This window comes from Nitrospira sp. T9, from assembly GCF_052156535.1.
In the GTDB taxonomy this organism is placed as follows: Bacteria; Nitrospirota; Nitrospiria; order Nitrospirales; family UBA8639; genus Nitrospira_E.
Genome location: NZ_JBQKUP010000032.1, coordinates 344225 through 360462, shown reverse-complemented (window position 1 = coordinate 360462; position 16238 = coordinate 344225). Strand labels below are relative to the sequence as shown.

The 16238-nt window shown below is 50.3% G+C and carries 16 protein-coding genes; 13 read left to right on the top strand and 3 right to left on the bottom strand.

Going from position 1 to position 16238, the window contains the following annotated elements; genetic code table 11:
- Positions 1-22: 22 nt before the first annotated feature.
- Positions 23-1171 (bottom strand): class I SAM-dependent methyltransferase, encoded by a 1149-nt coding sequence (locus ACTRXD_RS08430; RefSeq protein ID WP_442431385.1) that lies wholly within the window; start codon positions 1169-1171, stop codon positions 23-25.
- A gap of 290 nt (positions 1172-1461) precedes the next feature.
- On the bottom strand, positions 1462-4182 hold the full coding sequence (gene secA, locus ACTRXD_RS08425) for a preprotein translocase subunit SecA (RefSeq protein ID WP_442431384.1): 2721 nt from the start codon (positions 4180-4182) through the stop codon (positions 1462-1464).
- A 285-nt stretch (positions 4183-4467) separates the two neighbouring features.
- On the opposite strand from secA, the gene ACTRXD_RS08420 reads away from it, so the two are divergent.
- The 11 genes from ACTRXD_RS08420 to ACTRXD_RS08370 all read left to right on the top strand — a co-directional run bounded on the left by ACTRXD_RS08420 (position 4468) and on the right by ACTRXD_RS08370 (position 13955).
- A complete protein-coding gene (locus ACTRXD_RS08420) occupies positions 4468-4761 on the top strand; it encodes a hypothetical protein (protein ID WP_442431383.1) in 294 nt (97 codons plus the stop codon).
- Between the two features lie 279 nt (positions 4762-5040).
- On the top strand, positions 5041-5628 hold the full coding sequence (locus ACTRXD_RS08415) for an energy transducer TonB (RefSeq protein ID WP_442431382.1): 588 nt from the start codon (positions 5041-5043) through the stop codon (positions 5626-5628).
- Between the two features lie 37 nt (positions 5629-5665).
- Positions 5666-6718 (top strand): tetratricopeptide repeat protein, encoded by a 1053-nt coding sequence (locus ACTRXD_RS08410; protein WP_442431381.1) that lies wholly within the window; start codon positions 5666-5668, stop codon positions 6716-6718.
- Entirely contained in the window at positions 6715-7608 is an 894-nt protein-coding gene (locus ACTRXD_RS08405) for an energy transducer TonB (RefSeq protein WP_442431380.1), read from the top strand. Before ACTRXD_RS08410 ends, ACTRXD_RS08405 begins: the two co-directional genes overlap by 4 nt.
- 26 nt (positions 7609-7634) lie before the next feature.
- A complete protein-coding gene (locus ACTRXD_RS08400) occupies positions 7635-8222 on the top strand; it encodes a MotA/TolQ/ExbB proton channel family protein (RefSeq protein ID WP_442431379.1) in 588 nt (195 codons plus the stop codon).
- Between the two features lie 115 nt (positions 8223-8337).
- Entirely contained in the window at positions 8338-9807 is a 1470-nt protein-coding gene (locus ACTRXD_RS08395) for an amidohydrolase family protein (RefSeq protein ID WP_442431378.1), read from the top strand.
- A gap of 59 nt (positions 9808-9866) precedes the next feature.
- Positions 9867-10211: a hypothetical protein gene (locus ACTRXD_RS08390; RefSeq protein WP_442431377.1), complete on the top strand. Its 345-nt coding sequence runs from the start codon at positions 9867-9869 to the stop codon at positions 10209-10211.
- 112 nt (positions 10212-10323) lie between these two features.
- Positions 10324-12543, top strand: a complete 2220-nt coding sequence (locus ACTRXD_RS08385) for a TonB-dependent receptor family protein (RefSeq protein WP_442431376.1) — start codon at positions 10324-10326, stop codon at positions 12541-12543.
- A gap of 178 nt (positions 12544-12721) precedes the next feature.
- A complete protein-coding gene (locus tag ACTRXD_RS08380) occupies positions 12722-13132 on the top strand; it encodes an ExbD/TolR family protein (protein WP_442431375.1) in 411 nt (136 codons plus the stop codon).
- A gap of 12 nt (positions 13133-13144) precedes the next feature.
- Positions 13145-13507, top strand: coding sequence for a hypothetical protein (locus tag ACTRXD_RS08375; protein WP_442431374.1), 363 nt, complete (start codon positions 13145-13147; stop codon positions 13505-13507).
- 241 nt (positions 13508-13748) lie between these two features.
- Positions 13749-13955 (top strand): helix-turn-helix transcriptional regulator, encoded by a 207-nt coding sequence (locus ACTRXD_RS08370; protein WP_312744805.1) that lies wholly within the window; start codon positions 13749-13751, stop codon positions 13953-13955.
- Positions 13956-14054: 99 nt separating this feature from the next.
- On the opposite strand, the gene ACTRXD_RS08365 is transcribed toward ACTRXD_RS08370, so the two are convergent.
- A complete protein-coding gene (locus ACTRXD_RS08365) occupies positions 14055-14225 on the bottom strand; it encodes a hypothetical protein (protein WP_442431373.1) in 171 nt (56 codons plus the stop codon).
- A 506-nt stretch (positions 14226-14731) separates the two neighbouring features.
- On the opposite strand from ACTRXD_RS08365, the gene ACTRXD_RS08360 reads away from it, so the two are divergent.
- On the top strand, positions 14732-15478 hold the full coding sequence (locus ACTRXD_RS08360; RefSeq protein ID WP_442431372.1) for a hypothetical protein: 747 nt from the start codon (positions 14732-14734) through the stop codon (positions 15476-15478).
- A 194-nt stretch (positions 15479-15672) separates the two neighbouring features.
- A complete protein-coding gene (locus ACTRXD_RS08355) occupies positions 15673-16224 on the top strand; it encodes a cytochrome P460 family protein (RefSeq protein WP_442431371.1) in 552 nt (183 codons plus the stop codon).
- Positions 16225-16238: the final 14 nt, after the last annotated feature.

Genomic DNA, 16238 nt, shown 5'->3' with positions numbered 1-16238 from the left:
CCATTTTTCTTCTCCGCCTTCTTCAATTCGAGAACACCACGTCATCAAAAAAAGCCGGATAACGCAACCCTTGAAGGGCGAAAGCCTCCATCCCTTTTCGCTGAACCAGAACCTTAAAGGTTGTCCCCATACCATGCGGACGTAATAAATGCGCTAACGCCCTTATATCATCAGACTCCTGATCTTGGTCTCGCACCAATTCTTCGACTCCTAACCCGATCAGCCAATTGGCCATAGTCGTCAATCCGACGAGGTCCAACCCATTGGTCATCCCAACGCTTGCCAACGCGGAAAAGTTGACGTGAGCCGTCATATCCTGCTCTCCAACCCTTACATACGGATCGGTCGAAATGGCATGGCGGTGATAACATAAGAAAGTCCCGTCCTTTCGGTCGGACCGATAATAATCACGATGCGTATGACCATAGTCGACGGTCACGACGATACCGCGGTGAAGAAGGCGAGCCACGTGCTTCATCCAAAGTTCAGCGGCAAGATGGAGTTCGGAGGTTTGCCCTTCACTCAAGGCTATCTTATGCGTCTCGATGTATTCGATCAATTCCGGAGACAGACGATGATCCAGACATTCAACAAAACGCCCGCTTTGGTAGGCCACACATATTTCATGAAGGCGTTGGTCAGCCATTCGGACCCGGTGTACAGGTAACGCATCAACTAATTCGTTGGAAAAGACAACTCCGGTTATGGAATCCGTTTCAACCTCCTCTATGGCAGACTTCCAACTCAGGTGACTTTCCCCCCACTCCCTCCCTAAGGTGCTGAGCCTGGCTGCCTGACGCGATTGGAGATGGGAACTCCGCTCAATGATTTGATAAGAGAGGCGGTGAAAGAAATCAGAAGCAATCGTTCGGCACTCTTGAATGAAATCGAAGGCAAAAGTTCCGTTCCCTGCACCAATCTCCATAAAAGTAAACTGAGAGGGATGGCCTAACTGGTCATCGATAGCCAAAATCTGACGAACCAATGTTTTCGCCAAAATGGGGGAGAGCTCGGGTGCAGTAAAATAATCCCCACCCCATCCGATTCGGTCTGAGGAGGAGAAATCAGTTTCAAACTTTTTGGTCATATAATATCCGTGTTGAACATCGTAGAGGGCCAATTCCATGAAACGCGCAAAACTCATGGGCCCATGAAGGCCAATTTCAGACAAAATCTTCTCGATAAGGTCTGGCTTACTTTGTATTTTCTGTGATTCGGATGGCACGAATGGACTATGGTCACTCCTTCAATATGCCTATTGAGAATCGGTTACGATAACGGCCTACCTTCAGTCAAGTCAAGCAATTTCGTACTTTTTAAGGCAATAAAAAACAATAGATTCAATATGTTATGAATACGATCCTGGTCAGGAGAGTAAGGAAGAGTAGCGGTAAACAGAAAGGGAGAGCCGTCACAACAAGACTGGCATCAATGAGCAGAGAAAGGAGGGCCTTTCATGTGTTAGGTCCCATGGCATTTCTTGTATTTTTTCCCGCTCCCACAGGGGCAGGGATCGTTCCGTCCGACTTTCTCTTCGGCACGATGAACGGTGCGTTGTTGAGGAGTGGCAGCAGATTCACCTCCGCGGTTCAAATTTAATTGTGCCGGGCGGGGCGTTTCCCGCTCAGGCTCAGGCCGTTCCCCGCGAACCAATTGAAATTTAAAGAGCCGTTCTAAGGTATCATTTTTAATCCGTTCCATCATACCTGCGAACATGTCATAGCCTTCACGCTTATATTCGGCGAGGGGATCCTTTTGCCCATACCCGCGCAGACCGATTCCATCCTTCAATTGGTCCATTCCCCACAAGTGATCTTTCCAATGATGGTCAATCATTTGAAGCAGAATTGTGCGCTCCACATAATGCACTAAATCCTCGGTGGCGCCATGCTCATGAATTAAGGTTTGGACTTTGGTCCGATAGGCCTGCTTTAATTTTTCTGGAATTTCTTCCTTGAGCGCATCTCGACCGACGTCCTTAATCTCCTCAATTTGAATCACATCCGCGCCGAATTGTCCCTGCACCGATTCGACTAATCCCGCCATATCCCATTCCTCGGCATATTGCTCCTCAGGGCAATAGACATCGACGAAGCGCTCGCCCACTTCCTCGATCATACCGAAAACGTCTTCTGTGACATCGGTGGCATGTAACACATTCTGTCGATGTTTATAGATAACCTCCCGCTGCTTACTCATCACATCATCGTATTCAAGAAGATGTTTGCGTATTTCAAAGTTATGGCCTTCGACTTTCTTTTGCGCGTTTTCAATGGATTTGGTGACCATCCTGTGCTCAATGGGCACCCCCTCCTCCATGCCGAGCTTGAGCATAAGGTTTGAGACCCGTTCAGACGCAAAAATACGGAGCAAGTCATCTTCCAAGGACAGGAAAAACCGCGAGGAGCCAGGATCTCCCTGCCGACCCGCCCGGCCTCTCAACTGATTGTCGATCCGACGGCTCTCATGACGCTCGGTCCCGACGATATGTAACCCTCCAGCAGCCAAAACTTCTTTTTTATTCTGATCACAAGCGGCTTTTATTGTGTCGTAGGCCTTTTGCTGCTCCTCTTCTGTGAGTTCTTCCCCCCGATAAATCACCTGTTGTTTGAAGAGCGCTTCAGCATTGCCTCCCAATAAAATATCGGTGCCTCGTCCGGCCATGTTGGTCGCGATCGTCACCGCACCCTTTTGCCCCGCCTGGGCAATAATTTCGGCTTCTTTTTCATGGAACTTGGCATTCAAGACATGATGCTTCACGCCCCGATGCTTCAATAAGGCCGCAAGACGCTCGGATTTTTCAATGGAAATCGTGCCAATCAGAACCGGTTGGCCCTTCTCATGATACTCTTTGATCTCGTCGGCAATGGCTTCGAATTTTTCCTTTTCCGTCCTGTAGACCACATCAGGATTATCAATGCGAATCATGGTGCTATTGGTGGGCACCACATTCACTTCGAGGTTGTAAATTTTCGCGAATTCCGCGGCTTCGGTGTCCGCTGTCCCGGTCATGCCCGCCAGCTTATTGTACATACGAAAATAATTCTGGAACGTCACGGATGCCAGAGTCTGGTTTTCGTTGGCAATTTTTACCCCCTCTTTGGCCTCCACAGCCTGATGAAGCCCATCACTCCAGCGCCGTCCCGGCATTAATCGACCGGTAAACTCATCAACGATCATCACCTCGCCATCTTTCACCACATACTCGACATCCCGGTGATAGAGCACATGGGCCTGGAGGGCCTTAATGACGTGATGCACCAAACTCAGGTGTTTCAAGTCATAGAGATTATCGACACCCAAGAGTTTCTCAACATGCGCATTGCCTTCCTCGGTCAACGACACCGTTTTTGTTTTCTCCTCAACTGTATAATCCTCTTCCCGTTTGAGGTGGGGAATGATCCGATCCACTTGGAAATAGAGGTCTGTACTTTGTTCGGCGGGCCCGGAAATAATCAGCGGCGTTCGAGCCTCGTCGATGAGAATACTGTCAACTTCGTCAACAATGGCAAAGTTCAACTCCCGTTGAACGCCCTGACTCAAATCCGTAACCACGAGATTATCCCTCAAATAATCAAAGCCAAATTCATTATTGGTCCCGTAGGTAATATCGGCCCCATAGGCCTCACGTCGAGAACACGGTCGAAGGAATTGCAACCGTTTATCCGGTGCATCATAAGTCGGATCAAATAGAAACGAGGCGTCGTGTTGGATGGTCCCGACTGATAAACCTAAGCCATGGTACAGCGGTCCCATCCATTGGGCATCCCGCTTCGCCAGATAATCGTTGACGGTAACCAGATGAACCCCTTTTCCTTCCAAGGCATTCAAATAGACGGGAAGGGTCGCGACGAGGGTTTTTCCTTCACCCGTGCGCATTTCAGCAATGCGGCCCTGATGTAAGACCATACCCCCTAACAACTGTACATCAAAGTGGCGCATGCCAAGCCGGCGCTTGGACATTTCCCTGCACACGGCAAACGCCTCCGGAAGTAAATCGTCTAAGGTCTCTCCGGCTTCCAGTCTTTTTTTAAAAATTGAAGTCTTTGCCGCCAAACCCGCGTCATCAAGAGGTTGCAACGAATCCTCAATTTCATTGGCTCTTACCACCAGAGGCTTGAGCCGCTTCAGCTCTCGATCATTTTTGCTTCCAAACAGGATATTTAATAGACGAACAAACATATCGACCTTACACCTCGGATACAGAAATAGGGTTGGAGAAACTCACGATGGATAGGGATGGAGGACTAGATACACCTTTCCAAGCCGTACAGTTATCTTAGTATACCGAATTACCGGTGGGAATCAACTCACGGGAGAAGGATTCATGACCGCAAAGATTCATCCTGTGACAGACGACGACACGATGCGGAGGGCGGCCATTTGCTTGACAGAATCTTGGGTATTTCCCTAGCATAAGCCTCCTTTATTATATAGGGTTTCAGTCGTTTCTGGTCTGTAGATACCATGACCAATCGAAAAAGTCTCACCATCGTTTTTATTCTGATGCTCTTCCTCAGCATGGGGAGCATGCATTTGACCTATGCTTCGCATATTACCGACCATACCCATCACCACACACCAACCACCCACAGCACGGGAGTCTGTTCCTGGATGTGCGCTGCCGCACAAACCATTTCAGAAGACAACCTGGATATTTCCCCCAGTTTTCAACTCCTTACCATCATGGAATGGCCATCTCCTTCAGTCCCTTCTCTCGTTTCCACTCATTTTCTTACAACCAGAGCTCCACCCCGGTAAAATCAGATTAAGTTTGTCTCCTAAACCGTTTTCACCAAAACCAGTGGAGCTGGAGAACGGTTCCCCAGAGCGCGATCAGAGGAGGTGGCGACGTATATCTTCCTGATCGGAGAGACCAAACGAGGGGGGAAACTTCTTAAGGGGAAAGTGATTTTTTTACCGGCAAAAAAGCCAGCCGGTTTTATTCTCGATGTTGCAATACCCGAAAATATAAAAAGATAAACGATGGATATAAGGCAATATGACCAGTCGTCAAGCTACCTAAGGGGAAAAGATCTTATGGTACGTCATCACAATCTAATGTTTTATATTTTTTTATTTCTCTGGTACACGCTGACCTCCAACCCAATTTCTTTGGCAGGAAACCCGCCTGAAAGCTCAGAACCTATTGAAACACTTGAGGTCATTGAAGTGACTGGGACAACGGTGACAAAAACCAGTATAACCTATTCTTTTCCGTTGCCCTCTTTCAACCACTCAGGGACACCCACGACCTTTCACCACCTTGCTGTTCCCGATCTCCATTTCGTCGACCTGCCACAGCAGGCCATACCCCGTCTTCTCCTGGACCAGATCGGAACAACACGCGGGCGAAAGACAGGTGTCAAACCCCTGAAAACCGAACGCCCCCTCTATCCCCGAATGGCCAGAGAGCAAGGCTGGCATGGGAAGGTGGTGCTACGAACGCAGATAACCGCCGATGGAATAGTCAAGAATGCCACCGTTCAAGAAAGTTCGGGATTTTCTCTCCTGGATGAGAGCGCCGTGCAATCAGTAAAAAACTGGTTGTTTGAACCGGCAAAAAATGGAGAATTCGCAGTTGCATCCACCGTGGATTTGCCCATTCGATTTGATTTGCTTCAATAAATCTGTGGAAAATTGCCACTATTAATAAGGTCAACCCATGATACCTCTTTTCCCAAAGCTCAGACTCATCGCGGTTTTTCTCCTTCTCATCCATATCGGCATGGGCAGCCCCTCAAGCCAGGCAGGGGAAGCCCAGGACCTTCTTTCCCAAGCCTTTTCCTCCTATGAACAGCAACAATGGACTGCGGCCATTGCTCCCTTAGAGCGTGCGCTGTCCTTGTACCCGGGATACGCTGAGGCGCACCATCTCTTGGGATTAATCCTCAACAATCTTGAACAACCAGATAAAGCCATCATGGAATTGCAACGGGCGGTGGAGGCCTATCCCCAATTTGCTCAAGCCTATGTCGATCTTGGCGCCCTCTACCAGCAACAGGCTCAATTCCCCAAAGCCGAGCAATCGTTCAATCTTGCCTTGAAGGCCTATCCCAAGTTTACGGAGGCTCGCATCGCGTTGGCGGCGTTCTATGATCAACAACAACAAGGGCAGCAAGCCATCAAAGCCCATCAGGCCGTCTTGGAACTCGAGCCTCATCGCGTCGATTCATTATACGGCATCGCGTTTTGGCTGGCTCAGGAACAAAAGACTGATGAAGCCCAACATTACGTCGACCAGCTCGTCTCCCTCCATCCCACGTATGTAAATGGATGGTTAATGGCCGGATCACTCGCTCAACAATCTGATCACGTGGACAACGCCATTCAGGCCTACCAACATGCCGTCAAATTAAACCATGATTTAGTTAGCGCCTATTTCAACCTAGGCATCCTTTACCAGCAAAAGGAAGCCTTCAAGGAAGCGGCGCAAGCGTTTGAACACGTCACGAAACTCGATCCCAACAATTCGGAGGCGCATGTCAATCTAGGAGTCGTCTATGCAGCCTTATCAAAAATTGATCAAGCCGAGAAGGAATATCAAACAGCCTTGTCCTTGAATGATCAGTTGGCCGAAGCCCACTATAATCTTGGCATGTTGTATGAGTTTCATCGCAATACTCCCCAAAAAGCTCTCAAACACTACGAAGAATTCTTGAAGCTTGGGGGACAGGACGAACGAATTCAAACATTATTACAACGGAGCAAATCGTGAACTCCACGTTTGAAGATTCCTCCTCCGATGTAAACAATCGGGTTTTTCTCCTGAGCGCCCTGGGCAGCGCCATTCTTCATGCGGCCATTCTTGCGGCCCTGGCATATATACCAAGTCCTCCCGCATTGAATGACCCCACGCCAACGGTTCAGGTAACTTTGGTTCCGGCTCTCCAGGAGATCAGTCCCACCCCACAACCGCTCACGAAACCCCTGACACCACCCCAACCGGATTTCGCACCACCCACGCCACCGTCTCCCCGAACCCAGCCGACGCCGTCTATGCCGCCACCACCGATGCAGGCATCAATCAAACCGACACCGTCCAAACCTCTGGCTCCGCCGCCGCCTCTTCCTCAGGCAAAGCCCATGCTCAAAGACACGCGAACGGCACAGGCCATAAAGAGTCGTCAGATGATGAAAATGGCCGTTCCTCCTCAACACCGGCAAAGACCTCCACTGGCACCAGTAACAACCCAACGGGAACAACCTTCTGCCAGGACCCCCTTGCAAATGAACAGTCGCGAACCAAGAGTTCAGCATGCACTGCCGCCTCCGCCAAGCCCGGCGGCTCGTCCCGCCTTGAAAACTCCGCCACCAATGGCGGCCGGATCTTCAACGTCCAAGCCGAAAATCGTGGCCTCAGCCAAGCCATTGTATCCCCGTGTGGCGCGGGAGTCTGGTTGGGAAGGCACGGTTATTGTGCGAACATTGATTACCGCCGATGGCGCTCCGAGCCAGGTAGAAATTCGAAAGAGCTGCGGTCATGAAGCTTTAGATCTGGCTGCCCAAGAAGCCATTAAAAACTGGAAATTTCTGCCAGCCAAAGACGGGAACATCCCCATCGCCAAATGGGTCGACATTCCGATTAAATTTGACCTGAATAGTTAAGCACGCAAGAAGAAGGGAACCGAGGCATGATTCAATTACTCTTGGGTGGCGGATGGATGATGATCCCCATCTTAGGCTGCTCATTGTTAGCTCTGACCATCAGCATCGAACGTGGGTTCCAATTCCGATCGTTGCGGTTTAGCCGCTTGGCGGACCGGATGATCAAACTGGTCGAACAGGGAAAATGGACCGATGCGCTGTCCTTAGCTGAACAACGTCAGAGCCCCACACTCCGCGTGCTTGCGGCAGGGATATTCCATCGAGACCAACAGCCTGACAAAGCCATGGAGGCTATGGGAATCGCCGAAATATCTCGATTAAAGCGCGGATTATCCGTCCTGGATACGGTCATCACGTTGGGGCCCTTACTGGGACTATTAGGGACGATCATTGGAATGATCGATTCATTCGGCATCATGTCCAAAACAGGACTCGGCAATCCCCACGCCGTCACAGGGGGAGTGGCGGAAGCACTTATTTGCACCGCTGCGGGAATTGGGGTTGCCGTCATTACGCTCATTCCTTACAACTTTTTTCTTTCCCTGGTCGAACGTGAAACCGAGCGAATTGAACAATATGCCACAAAACTCCAGTCGTTCCTGGGACATTCCTAATTCCCGTCTTCAGAATACATGCCGTCATAAAAAACCCAGGACAACAACGCAGCAGGATGGTGGTCGGCCACCGAAAGGTTCACCCATATCCCATACCTGAAACCAATGGAGCGCAATGATTGAAGCTGAAAGACGATGGGGTCTGAGCAAACAAGCGGCTCATGCCATGTTATACATGACCACCCTGTTCCTCATTGTTGGATTAGGATTGGTGGGATGCACCAGGACCACTCATCCGCCACAAACCCCACCTTTCGAATCAGTACACGACGGGAGTCCGGCCAAGACCTATGCATTTATCAATGGGCAATGGTTTGATGGGCACGGCTTCACTCAGGACACCTGGTATGCCGCCCAAGGCTCACTCACCCGCTTCCGGCCCGAGTCTGTTGAACAGACCATCGATCTAAAAGGCGGCTTTATCGTGCCGCCGTTTGGTGAAGCCCACACCCATAATGTCGAAGGTGTATGGAACATCGATCAGGTCATTCATCATTATATTCGGGACGGAATTTTTTATGTAAAAAACACCACCGATATTCCTGAAGTTGTGGAGCAAATCCGTGGAAAAATCAATATTCCAGAAAGCATTGATGTGGTCTTTGCTCATGCCGGTCTCACCGGGCAAAACGGTCATCCCATAGCTCTTTACGAAGACATGCTTCGCACGCATCGCTATGAACCGGTCATTGGCAAACGTGAGAAAGGATGGTTCAACGGGCGAGCCTATTTTGCTCTTTCCTCTCTGAAGGATGTGGAAACCCATTGGCCGGCCATCATGGCAACCGAGCCGGATTTCATTAAGCTCTATCTTGCCGACTCCGAACATTTTGAAAACGGCACCCGCTCCACCACTCATGGATTTCGGAACGGCCTGAATCCGCAGCTTATCGAGCCGATTGTCGCGCATTCGCATCAGCAAGGGTTACGAGTTTCCGCACACATTGAAACCGCCGCTGACTTTCGGACAGCCATCCAGGGGCAAGTCGATGAGATCGCCCATCTTCCAGGGTGGTATCTCCCTTCACCCGCTCAACAATCAGCGGTGCGGTTAACCCAAGATGACGCCCAACTAGCCGCCGAACACCAAACCGTGATTGTCACGACGACCGTCGCCGAGCATTTTCATCCGGCGGGACATCATACCAAGACGGCAGGGCATCCTCATGCTCTGGCAAGTTCCCAAGAGCACAGACCACAACCAGTGGAAAATATTCTTACTGTCGCTACGGAAATTCAGGTGGAAAATCTCAAATTATTGCATCAGGCGGGCGTCACGATTGCCATCGGAAGCGACCATGCGGAAACATCCCTCGCGGAAGCACTTCACCTTCATCAAATGGGGATATTTGACAACCTGACCTTACTGAAAGTGTGGAGTGAGAACACCCCTAAGACGATTTTTCCCACCAGGAAAATCGGACGATTTGAGGAGGGATATGAAGCTAGCTTTCTTGTCTTAGAGGGCAATCCACTTGAAGACTTCAAACAGGTTCAAAACATTATCCTTCGTGTCAAGCAAGGATCCCCTCTTGCATGGAGTGAAACTCAGGATGCAGATGCCACGGGCAAACATTCGCATTAATCTTCGAGTCGTTCTAAGATGACGAGGATTTTTTTGGGACACGACATAAACGCGTCAACATGTCTAGCAAGCCATTGAATCTTCTCATGATGCCGCACCATCTTAAACTCCCTTCTATGATCTTGGCGGTGGCGTATATCGCTCTGGCGAGCATAGCCACGTATTGCGTAACATCTCATGAGATCCAACACTCTTCAATCAATCATCACTCCAAACACACCAGTTCCCATTCCTCACTCTGCTCATGGGCCTGTCAGGTCAGTTCGAAAGCGAACCCGGCCGACACGACACAAAACGCACTTTTTACCCTCACCCTATCAGTTGTCGGAGTCGTCTTCCTCTTTTTCGTCATCCCGACACAAACGACCCTTAGTCCCACTCTCGCTCGCGGCCCTCCCGTTTAACCAAAGTCCCGCGTTTCACGACCAATCCATAGTTTTTCTCTATCAGGGCTAGGCCTTTGTCTGCTCTGATCATGATCTATTTTCATAGGTTCCGGAAAGGATTTATGCACCGATGAACAACCACAAATATATGATATTTCATAATGTAATCATAAGCGTGATGATTTTTTTGTTGACGGGATTTGTTCTGATCCAACCTCCATTCAGCAGGGCTGACGAGCAGATTGAAACACTGCCGACACTCACCGTGGAAGGACAACGTATCGAGAACATCGATGCTGTCAAGGAAGAACTGGCTCGTCGACCTTCCAGTACCATTCTAATCCCGGAAAAAGAGATCGAGGAATCCCGTGCGTTTAATTTAACCGACGTCCTTCAATTCGCCCCGGGCGTGCGATTCCAATCCCGATTCGGCGCCGACGAGGGCCAATTCCAAATACGGGGGACTTCCCTCAGGAACAACTTTCATCATCGTGGGATTAATATTCTCATCAACGGGATCTATTTCGGCGATGCGGACGGATTTTCCGATTTCGAATCCATCGACTTGATGGCTTATGAGCGTATTGAGGTGTACAAAGGTTCCAACGCCCTCCGGTATGGGGCCAATACCCTGGGAGGAGCCATCAATTTTGTGCCCCGGACGGGCTACAACGCCTCCCTCTACCAAGCGCGTGGATTGGCTGGAAGTTTTGGTCTCTATTCCGGACAGGTCTCCAGCGGCCAGGTGACCAAACCTTTTAAGATCGGCACCATGGACACCACCGCCGATTACTATATCAGCGCGTCTGGCAATCACCAGGACGGCTTCCAGGATCACAGCCAACAGGCACGCGGACGGTTAAATGCCAATTTTGGATTTCAGATCGGTGATCACCAGGAAGTGCGCGCCTACATCCTGGGAGCCGAGGTGTCAGAAGCCCTTCCAGGGTCGATCACCCAAGAGCAATTGGATTCCGATCGAAGACAGGCTAACACCTTGGGGGGAATCAACCCATTCTCCTGCGGGCCAAACGAAGCCTGCAAATGGGGTCGGTACTATAGTTATATTCGGGTCGGGGCCGCCTATCGCAATGAATTCGCCGCCCACCAGTTTTTTGAGATTATCCCGTATTATTCATACCAGTACGTGGATCATCCCATTTTTCAAACGATTGTTCAGGACAATTATAATGTGGGAGGGGAAATACGATACGTCAATTCACATCCTATTTTCGGGCATGAAAACAAGTTCCTCATCGGCAATCAGCCACGATACGGAGATACGAATCAACGTCGTTTTGTCAACAATTTAGGCAAACGCGGAACTCAGACCCAAAATCTTACATTGGAGACGACCAATCTCAGCACCTACCTGGAAGACCAATTCAATGTCACTGATGAATTCCTTGTTATTGCAGGCGGACGCTGGGAATACAGCATCCGGCAGGGCAGAAACCAACTCTACAGTCCCTTTACGGGAGATTTAAATACCAGCGATACCGGCGTACGTCATTTCAATGCTCTGATCCCGAAGATGGGGTTCGTATACCAAACCACCCCGACCTCGCAAATATACGGAAACGTCAGCCGTGGATACGAACCCCCCATCAATGTCGAATTGACCTCATCGATCAACCCCGACGGCTCAGTCCCCACCAGCCCGTTCATCAACCTGGATGCGCAACGGGCCTGGCAGTTTGAAATCGGTACACGGGGCAGCACGGCGGATAACCGCTATACCTGGGACCTCACCTTCTATAACCTGGAAATGCAAAAGGAAATCCTGACGTTTAATGTCAATAACCAACCGACCTATCAAAATGCCAAAGGGACGCGACACACAGGCATTGAAGCAGGAGGCAGTATGGTAGTAGCCAACGGATTGCTGGTCCGGGGTCCCAAAAACCAAAGCGACACGATCTCCGTTCGAACCGCCTATACATGGTCCTTATTTAAATTCACAGATGACGTGTACGGCGGAGGAGAAAATGGAACTCAAAAGTTCAGGGTGGCCAAGGACGGCAATCGGGTTCCCGGCGCGCCCGAGCACCAGCTGGCCGGCGAGGTACGCTATGATCATCCGGCGGGATTTTTTATCGCGCCGAATTTTGAATGGGTCCTCGCTGGATATTACGTGGATAGCGAAAATACCGCCAAGAACTCGGCTTACTTCCTCGTCAATCTAAAGGTGGGCTATAATTACAGTAAGAACCTGTCCATTTTCGCAGAAGGACGAAACCTGTCCGATCAAACCTATGCGGGTGCGGTCGTCGTCAATGACAGTCTGGGCCGGTATTTCAATCCCGGTCAGGGGATCAGCGGATTTGGTGGAGTCGAATGGAAATTTTAACGAGCTCAGCCTGGACACAATTGTTCATGAAAGAATATTGAGGTTGTCACACCTAGTTCGTTATTCTAGGTGTGACGCTCAATGGGCCAACAACTTAGGGTAAGACGTTTTTTTTAGATTCCAGTTCACCCTATCGAATAACCTTTCGCCACAACGAACCGCGGGCATTAAGATTTTCATGAGACTACCCTCCGCCACACAGAAGAAAGCCCGTATCGAGATCATTCCGATGATCGACACGATGTTCTTTCTCCTGGTGTTCTTTATGATCGCCACGCTTTCCATGACCATTCAGCATGGGATGCCGGTCAACTTACCAACTGCCGACTCGGCCACGGATAAAGTTCCCGATCAAATCTCCCTCACGCTGACCCATGAAGGAACGCTGTACTATAATAAGGACCGTATTGAACTCTCGGAACTGGAAATCCGGCTGACAAGTCTCCGGCAAACCGACTCGGACCCTTCAGTCGTCATTAACGCCGATGAACAGGTTCCCCATGGCCAGGTCATTAAGGTGATGGATATCATTCGATTGGCAGGCATTCCCAACATGGCAATTGCTACAAAACCCGATTCGGAATCATAAGCACCGGATCCCATGAAGCACCCTTCATTCGCCACATTCACCAATCTACACTCCCGATTGGCATCCGGTCTGATCGTGCTGTTGATTGGATTACACGTGGTGCTGCTGGGCGCAGGGGCATTCTGTGCTCCAAGGTCACTGGACCCCAATCCCACGCATCATTCCCACCCGGTCGAATCCCTCTCTCTTCTTTGCTCGTGGGCCTGTCATGTCGCCCAAATTGCCTCAGGCGCCGGATCGATTACTCAATGGGCGGCACCGTTTCTTCCCCTCCTGCTCTGGTCTCTGAAACCCGCATCCACCCTTCTTCGAACCTCCCCCGTATTCACCTTCTCTCCTCGCGGCCCGCCCGTTCGTTTATTGGTTCATGGATAGATCGGGACTCTCAACCAGTCCATCCTTGAACACATACCTCAAGAGCGGGATTTCGCCGTGAGCAGAATGGTTGATGGTTGAATGATCTCCATTCCCCATTGATTCACTGTCTGGCGCTCCAGAAGAAACCACGCTCAACCCGACTGAAAACATTTCGTGCCGGACTCCTCTGTCAACAGCCGGACACGATCACATCACGTTAATCGTATGACACAGCATATATGCTGCGGAAGGAGAACCCATGGACAAAAAACTCTTGCGTGTCGGTGAAGCCGCTCAAACCTTAAATGTCAGCCGATGGACTATTTACCGATGGGTTGAGGAGGATCGCCTGAAGGCGACAAAAATTGGAAAAGGCAGCTTACGAATATTTCGGGATTCCATTGATGCGTTGATTCAACAAAATCGAAAAGACCATTGGGAGTTTGCTATTACGGAATGTCAATGAGCCTGGATGAAAATGTTGCATCGATGAGTACCCGTCCGTAGACACCCTGCTTATGAAGAGCTAGCCTGACGGAAGAGATCATCGATATTCATGCTGACGTCACCCACGATGAGGAAAACCACTCCCACGCAGTCGCTTGCCGCGTTCATGCTCAGCATGTGCTTCCTGCTCGTAACCGGAGGCCTTGCCTATACGACTCCGCTCCACGTACACCACGGTCATCATGATCAGCAGACTCATGGGAACAGTTGGTGTAGCTGGACGTGTCAAGCCGGGCAAGGCCTTCAGACGCTGTCAGCTGACATTCCCCGCACGTTTTCGCTGTTGGGCGTTCTACCGCTCTTCAAACCAATCGCACCGGATCTCTTCCGCCATCACCATAGCCCTTCTCGTGCTCCTCCCGGTTTTTTCTCCGCCTAGATTTGCCGTCTGATCCATAACCGCTCCTCTTTAGTGAAAGAGGAAGTTATCGGGTCTCTCATAGTCTCAATCCAATTGTGTGTCCCGAACAGACGCAGACACGCGCTCGTTCCTTCTATGCGACAGTTGAATATTTCTAATATTTGCCTTTTCAGCAACATATGATTGACAGAAACCCACTTAGGAAAAATAAGGGAGTGTTCAAAAAGGCTCGTCCAGCAAGGCCGCAGCCGCTTGGGCGAGCGTAGCGTACGAAGGAGTACGTGAGCACGGCTAAGCGGCGAGAACACCGCTGGTGGCATTTTTCAACACTCCCTCTATGCACTCTTTGTGGATAGGAATGGAGGCACTCTCACATGTGGTATGGTTACGTTAACTTTTCCCGACTCCCCTTCCGTTTCATGCTTTTGATCGTCCTTCTCATGGTTTGTCCAGGCCACGGGTTCGCGAATTATCAGGACATACTTCCCCTTCGACTAGATCCACGTCCCTTCAGTCCGGCCCTCTGTCAAAACAGCGGCCATGACAAATCCATCAGAATTCAGGTGGCAAAATATCAGGATCTCGTCATTCGCAGGGTTCCCGGACAATGGATTCCTGCCGAATCTCGTGAAGCCAGAATCAAACAGTATGTCCATTTCATCAAATTGCAGGATTTAACCGATGGAGTCGTCACCCAAGGCGCGATTGCCTTTGATCGGAATTATGCCGTGATTTTTACGGCAGAGCACCCCGAAGGCATAGCGCGAAGCAAATTTATGGCCTCACTCCCTACATCACAACAACAAATAGGGGACGCCGCCCTGAATACCTTTTTGCATCTCCGTCAGGTCCTCTACGCGGCCATCGATTCCTGCCGTTCGTATCCACCATTTGTCGTATACGGTACGGACGAAGAAATTGACCTGATTGAAGCGGCCAGGCGGGTATTCGCCAAACGGGTCAATCAATTCAATAATGATCCCACCGCCTTGTCTGCATTCACCTTCCACGAAACCGGGATGGCCGACGGATTTGTCGATCCCGATGCGGGAATGGGCACGAACGTCAGCTACCAGGCGATGAATCCATTAAATTTTTATGTGCCTTCGCAATATCCCTAACCCGAGAAGCTCTGGAAATGAGGCCGCTATACCACACAGACCATCTCGCTGTAGCAACAGGCAGTACCCGTCTGTAGACGGACTAAAGGGTCCATCGTATGCTGGAGCCACCGTGTCAACGTTCGGAATGTGCCTTGTCACAATGTGTCGGTTCCGTCAACCGGGCAAGATATCAACGAAGGAGGGGAAGAAACATGGAGAGAATGAGTATCACGTTTCTGGCTTTGGTGGTTCTAGCGTGTGCATCCACCACCATGCCGATTGCGGCCCAATCCGGCTCCACACCGAAAGACGGTGAATTGGTCTTTCCGGCCGATTACAAATCCTATGCGGCCTTTCTCCATGGGATTCAAAAACCGGACGCCGTCCGCGACCTCTATATCAACCCCACCGGGGCGAGCGCAGAAGCGGGCCAACCCTTCGCCAATGGCAGCATTCTCGTGATGACAATCTACAACGCCAAGAAAAATGCCGAAGGAACACTCGAAAAAGGGGCGGATGGAAATCTGGTGAAGGCGGATTTAGCCAAGGTTTTTGTCATGCAAAAAGGGGCGGGATGGGGAAAAGGCGCCCCGGGGAATCTGAAAAACGGCGACTGGATTTACGCAGCGTTCAAGGCGAATGGCGAACGATTGGATGTCGATTATACAACCTGCCGGGGATGTCATTTGCCCCTGGGAACATCCAAAGACTTTGTGCACCGGTATGATGAATACTTTGAGAAACGAATGCAGGCAGCCCATTAAACAAGCCCGTTCAT